Origin of the sequence: Streptomyces sp. enrichment culture (assembly GCF_964273255.1) — a bacterium.
Lineage (GTDB): Bacteria > Actinomycetota > Actinomycetes > Streptomycetales > Streptomycetaceae > Streptomyces.
The window spans coordinates 2,876,866-2,885,824 of record NZ_OZ186835.1; the positions used below are offsets into that span (position 1 = coordinate 2,876,866).

General features: G+C 66.8%; 16 protein-coding genes. All 16 read right to left on the reverse strand.

The window, feature by feature from the left end:
• Positions 1-227: 227 nt before the first annotated feature.
• Entirely contained in the window at positions 228-632 is a 405-nt protein-coding gene (gene rpsK / locus ACSU53_RS12140; RefSeq protein ID WP_003948617.1) for a 30S ribosomal protein S11, read from the reverse strand.
• 65 nt (positions 633-697) lie between these two features.
• Positions 698-1,078, reverse strand: a complete 381-nt coding sequence (gene rpsM, locus ACSU53_RS12145) for a 30S ribosomal protein S13 (protein ID WP_164332821.1) — start codon at positions 1,076-1,078, stop codon at positions 698-700.
• Between the two features lie 191 nt (positions 1,079-1,269).
• Positions 1,270-1,383 carry a 50S ribosomal protein L36 gene (gene rpmJ, locus ACSU53_RS12150; protein ID WP_003974245.1) on the reverse strand — a complete coding sequence of 38 codons (114 nt, stop codon included), beginning with the start codon at positions 1,381-1,383 and terminating at the stop codon, positions 1,270-1,272.
• Between the two features lie 60 nt (positions 1,384-1,443).
• Positions 1,444-1,665 (reverse strand): translation initiation factor IF-1, encoded by a 222-nt coding sequence (infA, locus tag ACSU53_RS12155; protein WP_003948620.1) that lies wholly within the window; start codon positions 1,663-1,665, stop codon positions 1,444-1,446.
• Positions 1,666-1,823: 158 nt separating this feature from the next.
• Positions 1,824-2,660: a type I methionyl aminopeptidase gene (gene map, locus ACSU53_RS12160; protein ID WP_437027224.1), complete on the reverse strand. Its 837-nt coding sequence runs from the start codon at positions 2,658-2,660 to the stop codon at positions 1,824-1,826.
• A gap of 145 nt (positions 2,661-2,805) precedes the next feature.
• Positions 2,806-3,459 carry an adenylate kinase gene (locus tag ACSU53_RS12165; RefSeq protein ID WP_437027226.1) on the reverse strand — a complete coding sequence of 218 codons (654 nt, stop codon included), beginning with the start codon at positions 3,457-3,459 and terminating at the stop codon, positions 2,806-2,808.
• Positions 3,459-4,772, reverse strand: coding sequence for a preprotein translocase subunit SecY (secY, locus tag ACSU53_RS12170; protein WP_437027228.1), 1,314 nt, complete (start codon positions 4,770-4,772; stop codon positions 3,459-3,461). Before secY ends, ACSU53_RS12165 begins: the two co-directional genes overlap by 1 nt.
• Before the next feature lie 233 nt (positions 4,773-5,005).
• Entirely contained in the window at positions 5,006-5,461 is a 456-nt protein-coding gene (gene rplO / locus ACSU53_RS12175; RefSeq protein ID WP_164332817.1) for a 50S ribosomal protein L15, read from the reverse strand.
• 2 nt (positions 5,462-5,463) lie between these two features.
• Entirely contained in the window at positions 5,464-5,646 is a 183-nt protein-coding gene (gene rpmD, locus ACSU53_RS12180) for a 50S ribosomal protein L30 (protein WP_362090619.1), read from the reverse strand.
• Positions 5,647-5,648: 2 nt separating this feature from the next.
• Positions 5,649-6,254 (reverse strand): 30S ribosomal protein S5, encoded by a 606-nt coding sequence (gene rpsE, locus ACSU53_RS12185; protein WP_009190144.1) that lies wholly within the window; start codon positions 6,252-6,254, stop codon positions 5,649-5,651.
• A gap of 41 nt (positions 6,255-6,295) precedes the next feature.
• Positions 6,296-6,679, reverse strand: a complete 384-nt coding sequence (rplR, locus tag ACSU53_RS12190; protein ID WP_164332814.1) for a 50S ribosomal protein L18 — start codon at positions 6,677-6,679, stop codon at positions 6,296-6,298.
• A 3-nt stretch (positions 6,680-6,682) separates the two neighbouring features.
• Complete coding sequence (rplF, locus tag ACSU53_RS12195) at positions 6,683-7,222, reverse strand: 50S ribosomal protein L6 (RefSeq protein WP_164332813.1); 540 nt, start codon at positions 7,220-7,222, stop codon at positions 6,683-6,685.
• 24 nt (positions 7,223-7,246) lie between these two features.
• Positions 7,247-7,645 (reverse strand): 30S ribosomal protein S8, encoded by a 399-nt coding sequence (gene rpsH / locus ACSU53_RS12200; RefSeq protein ID WP_184760998.1) that lies wholly within the window; start codon positions 7,643-7,645, stop codon positions 7,247-7,249.
• Positions 7,646-7,885: 240 nt separating this feature from the next.
• On the reverse strand, positions 7,886-8,071 hold the full coding sequence (locus ACSU53_RS12205) for a type Z 30S ribosomal protein S14 (protein ID WP_003948630.1): 186 nt from the start codon (positions 8,069-8,071) through the stop codon (positions 7,886-7,888).
• Positions 8,072-8,076: 5 nt separating this feature from the next.
• Positions 8,077-8,634 carry a 50S ribosomal protein L5 gene (gene rplE / locus ACSU53_RS12210; RefSeq protein WP_019329632.1) on the reverse strand — a complete coding sequence of 186 codons (558 nt, stop codon included), beginning with the start codon at positions 8,632-8,634 and terminating at the stop codon, positions 8,077-8,079.
• Complete coding sequence (gene rplX / locus ACSU53_RS12215) at positions 8,634-8,957, reverse strand: 50S ribosomal protein L24 (protein ID WP_164332812.1); 324 nt, start codon at positions 8,955-8,957, stop codon at positions 8,634-8,636. The genes rplE and rplX overlap by 1 nt, the downstream gene beginning before the upstream one ends.
• Positions 8,958-8,959: the final 2 nt, after the last annotated feature.

An 8,959-nucleotide genomic window follows, 5' to 3' on the forward strand; every position in this document is an offset into this window, starting at 1 on the left:
CATTCGTGGACGCCCGCTATTTGACGTCCGACGGAAACCGCACCCGGTGAAAAGTGCGGGTACTGCAAGGGTACGGGCGATACGGCCCTTACGAGCCGTACCGCCCGGAACCTCAGGAAGCCGGTGCCTCGGACGCGGCGGCGCTTCGGCGGACGGCAGCCGTGCTGCGACCTTGCGGGGGCGACCCCCGCACCCCCAGCAGGGGGCCGACCGGCGCGGCCGGTGCCTCAGACGCGGCGGCGCTTCGGCGGACGGCAGCCGTTGTGCGGGGTCGGGGTGACGTCCTGGATGGAGCCGACCTCGAGGCCCGTGGCCTGCAGGGAACGGATCGCGGTCTCACGACCGGAGCCCGGGCCCTTGACGAACACGTCGACCTTGCGCATGCCGTGCTCCTGGGCGCGGCGGGCGGCCGACTCGGCGGCCATCTGCGCGGCGAACGGCGTGGACTTCCGGGAGCCCTTGAAGCCGACGTGGCCGGCGGAGGCCCAGGAGATCACGTTGCCGGTCGGGTCCGTGATCGACACGATGGTGTTGTTGAACGTGCTCTTGATGTGCGCGTGGCCGTGAGCGACGTTCTTCTTTTCCTTGCGGCGCACCTTCTTGGCAGCGCCCTGACGTCCCTTGGGGGGCATCTCTTAACTCCTACGGGAGGTGGTCGGTCCTACAGCGAAGACCGTGGACAGGCGTCCGCTGCGGACTACTTCTTGCCCGGCTTCTTCTTGCCGGCGATGGCGCGACGCGGGCCCTTGCGGGTACGCGCGTTGGTGCTGGTGCGCTGACCGCGGACGGGCAGACCGCGACGGTGACGCAGACCCTGGTAGGTACCGATCTCGACCTTGCGGCGGATGTCGGCCTGGATCTCGCGACGGAGGTCACCCTCGGTCTTCAGGTTGTTGTCGACGTACTCGCGGATCGCGACGAGCTGCTCCTCGGAGAGGTCGCGAACGCGGGTGTTCGGGTCGACGCCGGTGGCGGCCAGCGTCTGCTGCGAAAGGGTCCGGCCGATGCCGAACACGTAGGTGAGGGCGATCTCCACGCGCTTTTCGCGCGGAATGTCAACACCGGAAACGCGTGCCATTCAATGGCTCCAGTTAGTTGTCGGAGGTCTTCCACAGGACCGGATCCCAGCCCGCCGTACCAGGTACGGACCGGGTCCCCGGCCTCCGAGCCGGGGGTGTCGAGCCGTGCGGCTCGGGACCTGCGTATGAACTGTGTTGCTCGCGTCGCGCGAAGTTCTGCGGAAAGACGCAGAGGGTGGACGTGCTGCGATCAGCCCTGGCGCTGCTTGTGGCGCGGGTTGTCGCAGATGACCATGACCCGGCCGTGACGGCGGATCACCCTGCACTTGTCGCAGATCTTCTTGACGCTCGGCTTGACCTTCATGGGATGTGAGGTTCTCCGGGTCAGTGCCATCACCCCGGCGGACCGGGGCGCGGGCAAGATCTACTTGTACCGGTAGACGATCCGGCCACGCGTCAGGTCGTACGGAGAGAGCTCCACCACGACCCGGTCGTCAGGGAGGATGCGGATGTAGTGCATGCGCATCTTGCCGCTGATGTGTGCCAGGACCTGGTGGCCGTTCTGGAGCTCGACCTTGAACATGGCGTTCGGAAGAGACTCGACGACAGTGCCCTCGATCTCGATGGCACCTTGCTTCTTGGCCACGCTTCGCCCTTCGAATCGACTACCTTGATCGGCTCGGACGTGCACCCCTCGGAATCCGAGCGCATGCGGACATGCGGGTGCACAAGAGCCGACGAGTCAGTCTACGTCAGGGCCCCCGGAAACACGAATCGGAGAAGTCTGCCCCACCCGGGAGATCTTTAACCGAGCGGGTCCGGAGCGGCCGTGACGCCCAGCTCCGCCAGCTTGGCCTTCCCGCCGTCCGGGGCGGTCAGCACCAACGGCCCCTGCTCGGTCAGCGCGACGGAGTGCTCCCAGTGCGAGGACCAGGTGCCGTCGGTGGTGATCACGGTCCAGTCGTCCGACAGGACCTCGGTCTTCGGGGTGCCCAGGGACACCATCGGCTCGATGGCCAGGCAGAAGCCGGGGACCAGCTTGGGGCCCCTGCCGCGGCGCCGGTCGACGTAGTTCAGCAGGTGCGGGTCCATGTGCATCTCGGTGCCGATGCCGTGGCCGCCGTAGTCCTCGATGATCCCGTACTTGCCGCCGCCGGGCTTGGGCTGGCGGCGGATGTAGGTCTCGATGGCCCGGGAGATGTCCACGAGCCGGTTGCCCTGCTTCATCGCCGCGATGCCGGCCCACATCGACTCCTCGGTCACCCGGGACAGCTCCACCAGCTCCGGGGAGTGACCGGAACCGACGAAGGCCGTGAAGGCCGCGTCACCGTGCCAGCCGTCGATGATCGCGCCGCAGTCGATCGAGATGATGTCGCCGTCCTTGAGGACGACGTCGTCGGAGGGGATGCCGTGCACCACGACCTCGTTGACCGAGGTGCAGATCGTCGCGGGGAAGCCGCCGTAGCCGAGGAAGTTCGGCTTGGCGTTGTGCTCCGCGAGCACCTTGCGGGCGGCCTCGTCGAGGTCCTTCGTGGTCGCGCCCGGCACGGCGGCCTCGCGGGTGGCCGCGTGGATGGCGGCCACGACCAGCCCCGCCTCACGCATCTTGGCGATCTGCTCGGGGGTCTTGATCTGCACCATGGGGCCAGGGCCTTTCTCGACCGGTGACGGTACCGGCGGGTTCACGGACGACGGCGGACACCCTCAACGATACGGGGGACGCCGCCCGGCCCCGCGCACAGCTCGGCCGCGGCCCCCGCAGGGAACCGCGGCCGGGCGAAGACGGCTACTTGCCGTGCCGGAGCGCCTCGAGCGCCCGCCCGGTGACCTCGTCGACCGGACCCAGCGCCGAGATCGTCACCACGAGGCCCTGGGCCTTGTAGTAGTCGATGATCGGCTCGGTCTGCGTGTGGTAGACCTCCAGGCGCGTGCGCACGGTCTCCTCGGAGTCGTCGTCGCGCTGGTACAGCTCACCGCCGCAGCGGTCGCAGACGCCCTCCTGCTCGGGCGGACTGTAGGTCACGTGGAAGACGTGGCTGGAGTCCTTGCGGCAGATGCGCCGCCCCGCGATCCGCTTGACCACCTCGGCCTCGGGGGCCTCCAGGTCGAGCACCGCGTCCAGCTCGATGCCCTCGGTGGTCAGCAGTTCGTCGAGCGCTTCGGCCTGGGAGACGTTGCGCGGGAAGCCGTCCAGCAGGAAGCCGCCCTCGGCGTCGGGCTGCTCCATGCGGTCTTTGGCCATGGCGATCGTCACCTCGTCCGGTACGAGGTTGCCCGCGTCCATGTAGGACTTCGCCAGCTTGCCCAGCTCGGTCTGCCGGCTGATGTTGGCGCGGAACAGATCGCCCGTCGAGATGTGGGGGATGCGCAGTTTCTCGGCAAGGCGGGTGGCCTGCGTACCCTTTCCGGCACCCGGCGGCCCGACGAGGACGATTCGCATCAGCGGAGGAACCCTTCGTAATTGCGCTGCTGGAGCTGGCTCTCGATCTGCCTCACCGTCTCGAGACCGACACCCACGATGATCAGAATGCTGGTCCCGCCGAACGGGAAGTTCTGGTTCGCCCCGAAACCAGCCAACGCCATTGTCGGCACGAGAGAGATCAGGCCCAGATACAGCGAACCCGGCCAGGTGATCCGGTTGAGTACGTAGCTCAGGTACTCAGCGGTCGGTCGGCCAGCCCGGATGCCCGGGATGAAGCCACCATACTTCTTCATGTTGTCCGCGACTTCCTCGGGGTTGAACGTGATCGCCACGTAGAAGAACGCGAAGAACACGATGAGGAAGAAGTACAGGACGATGTGCGGCGTCGCGGACGGATCCGCCAGGTTCTTCTGGATCCAGGTCGCCCAGCCGGCCGTGGAGCCGGCGAACTGCACGATCAGCGCGGGGATGTAGAGCAGCGACGCGGCGAAGATGACCGGGATCACACCGGCCTGGTTCACCTTCAGCGGGATGTAGGTGGACGTCCCGCCGTAGGAACGGCGGCCGATCATGCGCTTGGCGTACTGCACCGGGATCCGGCGCTGGGCCTGCTCCACGAAGACCACCAGGCCGACCATCACGAAGCCGACGAGCATCACGGTGCCGAACTCGATCCAGCCGTCCGCCAGGCTGCCCTGCTCCTTGATGGCCCACAGGGCGGCGGGGAAGGTCGCGGCGATCGAGATGAACATCAGGATGGACATGCCGTTGCCCACGCCGCGGTCGGTGATGAGCTCACCGAGCCACATCACGACGGCCGTACCGGCGGTCATGGTGATGACCATGGTGATGGTCACGAAGATCGACTGGTCGGGAACGATCTGGTTGGCGACCGGACAGTCCTGGAAGAGCGCGCCGCTGCGGGCGGTGGCCACCAGACCGGTGCCCTGGAGGATGGCGAGCGCCACCGTCAGATAACGCGTGTACTGCGTGATCTTCGCGGTGCCTGCCTGGCCCTCCTTCTTCAGGGCCTCCAGACGCGGGATCACCACGGTCAGCAGCTGCAGGATGATGGCCGCCGTGATGTACGGCATGATGCCCAGCGCGAAGATCGTGATCTGAAGCAACGCGCCACCGCTGAACATGTTGACCAGACCGAACAGACCCTGGTTGGCCTCGGCGTTGTCGATGCAGGCCTGGACGTTCCGGTAGTCGACGCCCGGGATCGGCACGTTGGTACCGAGCCGGTACACCACGATGATGCCGAGCGTGAAGAGCAGCTTCTTGCGCAGGTCGGGCGTCTTGAACGCCCGGGCGAACGCGGTGAGCACGGTGCCTCCTGCGACCCCCGCGCGTCTGCGTCAAGGGTGACGGTCTTGAGGTTCGACAAATACGTAACGGTCAACTGCCGCTCCGAGTGCCCGTGTGGGGCGCCCGGTGGAATTGGGCAGCGCAGGCCACCTTACCGGCGAGACTGCCGCCCTAGGAACGACCAACCGGGGATACCCCAAATGTGGGGTATCCCCGGTCGGGATCGCTCAAGTCATCGGCTCGTCCGAGGGGTTCAGACGAGCTCGGTGACGGTGCCGCCGGCGGCGGTGATCTTCTCCTTGGCGGAGCCGGAGACGGCGTCGACCGTCACCTGCAGCGCCACGGAGATCTCGCCCTGGCCGAGCACCTTGACGAGGCTGTTCTTGCGAACGGCACCCTTGGCGACCAGGTCCTCGACCGTGACCTCCCCGCCCTCGGGGTAGAGGGAGGCGAGACGGTCCAGGTTCACGACCTGGAACTCGGTCTTGAACGGGTTCTTGAAGCCCTTCAGCTTCGGGAGGCGCATGTGCAGCGGCATCTGGCCACCCTCGAAGCGCTCCGGAACCTGGTAGCGGGCCTTGGTGCCCTTGGTACCACGACCGGCCGTCTTACCCTTCGACGCCTCACCACGACCCACACGGGTCTTGGCGGTCTTGGCGCCCGGGGCGGGACGGAGGTTGTGGATCTTGAGCGGGTTCTGCTCCGCCATGATCAGTCGACCTCCTCGACCGTCACGAGGTGGCGGACGGTGTGCACCATGCCGCGGAACTCGGGGCGGTCCTCCTTGACGACCTGCGTGTTGATGCCCTTGAGACCAAGGGTGCGCAGGGTGTCACGGTGGTTCTGCTTGCTGCCGATGTAGGACTTGACCTGCGTAATCCTGAGCTGCGCCATGATTACGCACCCGCCCCGGCACGCGCACGGAGAAGAGCCGCGGGGGCGACGTCCTCGAGCGGCAGACCGCGGCGGGCCGCGATCTCCTCGGGACGCTGCAGGCCCTTGAGGGCCTCCACGGTCGCGTGCACGATGTTGATCGCGTTGTCGGAGCCGAGCGACTTCGACAGCACGTCGTGAATACCGGCGCACTCGAGCACGGCACGCACCGGACCACCGGCGATCACACCGGTACCCGGGGAGGCGGGCTTGAGCAGCACGACGCCGGCAGCCTTCTCACCCTGAATGGGGTGCGGGATGGTGCCCTGGATGCGGGGGACCTTGAAGAAGTGCTTCTTGGCCTCCTCAACGCCCTTGGCGATGGCGGCCGGCACCTCCTTGGCCTTGCCGTATCCGACACCCACGGTGCCGTCACCGTCGCCCACCACGACCAGCGCGGTGAAGCTGAAGCGACGACCACCCTTCACAACCTTGGCGACGCGGTTGATCGCGACGACGCGCTCAACGTACGCGGTCTTCTCGGCGGCAGCAGCGCCGCCGTCACGGCCCTTCCGGTCCCGCCGCTCGCCGCCACCGGCGCCGCCACCGCGGCGCTGGGGTCCAGCCATTGGAATTACCTCTCTCTGTTTCCGCTAGCTCCGGAACCGGCTCAGAACTTGAGCCCGGCTTCGCGGGCGGCGTCCGCCAGGGCGGCGATGCGCCCGGCGTACTGGTTGCCACCACGGTCGAACACGACGGCCTCGACACCGGCGGCCTTGGCACGCTCGGCGACCAGGGCACCGACCTGCTTGGCCTGCGCGGACTTGTCGCCCTCGCCACTGCGGATCGAGCTGTCCAGGGTGGACGCCGACGCCACGGTGTGGCCCTTCAGGTCGTCGATGACCTGCGCCACGATGTGGCGGTTCGAGCGGGTCACGACGAGACGGGGACGCTCCGCCGTACCCGCGACCTTCTTGCGGATCCGGATGTGACGGCGCTTGATCGCGGCGCGCTTGTAGGCGTCGCCCTTGAGGATCTTCTGCCCGTATGCCATGGCTTACTTACCCGCCTTTCCGACCTTGCGGCGGATGACTTCGCCCTCGTACTTGACGCCCTTGGCCTTGTACGGGTCGGGCTTGCGCAGCTTGCGGATGTTGGCCGCAACCTCGCCGACCTTCTGCTTGTCGATGCCCTCGACCGAGAAACGGGTCGGGGACTCCACCTTGAAGGTGATGCCCTCGGGGGCCTCGACCAGGATCGGGTGGCTGTAACCGAGGGAGAACTCCAGGTTCGAACCCTTGGCGAGCACGCGGTAACCGACACCGCTGATCTCGAGCTTCTTCACGTAACCCTGGGTCACGCCGGTGATCATGTTCGCCACCAGCGTGCGCGACAGGCCGTGCAGGGCCTTGTTCTGACGCTCGTCGTTGGGGCGGGTGACGTTGAGCACGCCGTCCTCGCCCTTGGCGATCTCGATCGGCGCCACGACGGTGTGGGTCAGCGTGCCCTTCGGGCCCTTGACCGCGACCGTACGGCCGTCGATGGTGACGTCCACGCCGGCGGGAACCGCGATGGGGAGCTTGCCGATGCGCGACATAGCTGTTTCCTCCGTTCCCTTCTGCTACCAGACGTAGGCGAGGACTTCCCCACCCACGCCCTTCTTGCCGGCCTGCTTGTCGGTGAGGAGCCCGTGCGACGTGGAGATGATCGCCACGCCGAGGCCGCCCAGCACCTTCGGCAGGGAGGTGGACTTCGCGTACACCCGGAGACCGGGCTTGGAGATCCGCTTGATGCCCGCGATGGAGCGCTCACGGTTGGGGCCGAACTTCAGCTCCAGGACGAGGTTCTTGCCGACCTCGGCGTCCTCGACCTTCCAGCCCGTGATGAAGCCCTCCTGCTGGAGGATCTCCGCGATGTGAGACTTGATCTTCGAGTGCGGCATCGCCACGGAGTCGTGGTATGCCGAGTTCGCGTTCCGCAGACGCGTGAGCATGTCTGCGATCGGATCAGTCATGGTCATGAATTGGCCTTCGGCCTCTCTCGCCGTGGTTTCCTGGTGCGCCATCCCTCTCCCCGATCCGAGACGGGACGGGTGCGGCGCGGTGGACCTACGGCGTAGTAAGCAATCATTGGCGGGCGGTGTGCCCGCGTGGCGTACGGGTACGGCAGGCGCCCAACCCCACAAGCCTAAGGCATGCGGCGTGGGCCCCCTGCCGTACCGGTTGCTTACCGAGAGCCCTGGTGGTCCTGAAGGACCGTCTTACCAGGAGCTCTTGGTCACGCCCGGCAGCTCGCCGCGGTGAGCCATCTCACGAAGGCACACGCGGCACAGGCCGAACTTGCGGTACACGGAGTGCGGGCGGCCACAGCGCTGGCAGCGGGTGTAGCCACGCACACCGAACTTGGGCTTGCGAGCAGCCTTAGCGATCAGAGCCTTCTTCGCCATCTCGCTCACGCCTCCTTGAAGGGGAAGCCGAGGTGACGAAGGAGCGCACGGCCCTCAGCGTCGTTGGTCGCCGTGGTCACCACGGTGATGTCCATACCCCGGACGCGGTCGATCTTGTCCTGGTCGATCTCGTGGAACATGACCTGCTCCGTGAGACCGAAGGTGTAGTTGCCACGGCCGTCGAACTGCTTGGGGGACAGGCCGCGGAAGTCGCGGATGCGCGGCAGCGCGAGCGACAGGGTGCGGTCCAGGAACTCCCACATGCGGTCGCCACGGAGCGTGACGTGGGCACCGATCGGCTGGCCCTCGCGCAGCTTGAACTGCGCGATGGACTTGCGGGCCTTGGTGACGGCCGGCTTCTGACCGGTGATCGTGGTGAGGTCGCGGATGGCGCCCTCGATCAGCTTGGAGTCGCGGGCGGCGTCGCCCACACCCATGTTGACCACGATCTTGACGAGGCCGGGAACCTGCATGACGTTCTCGTAGGAGAACTCCTCACGCAGCTTGCCCGCGATCTCCTCGCGGTACTTCGTCTTCAGACGCGGAGTGGTGGTGGTAGCCATCAGATGTCCTCACCCGTCCGCTTGGCAACGCGGATCTTGTTGCCCTCGTCGTCGAAGCGGTAACCGACGCGCGTGACGACCTTCTTGCCGTCCTTCTCCACGACCAGCTGGACGTTGGAGACGTGGACCGGCGCCTCGGTGGTCACGATGCCGCCGGCCTGCGAACCGCCTGCCGTCGGACCGGCCTTGGTGTGCTTCTTGACCCGGTTGACACCCTCGACCAGGACGCGCTCCTCGCGCGGGTAAGCGGCAATGACCTTGCCCTGCTTGCCCTTGTCCTTGCCGGTGATGACCTGGACCAGGTCGCCCTTCTTGATCTTCATGC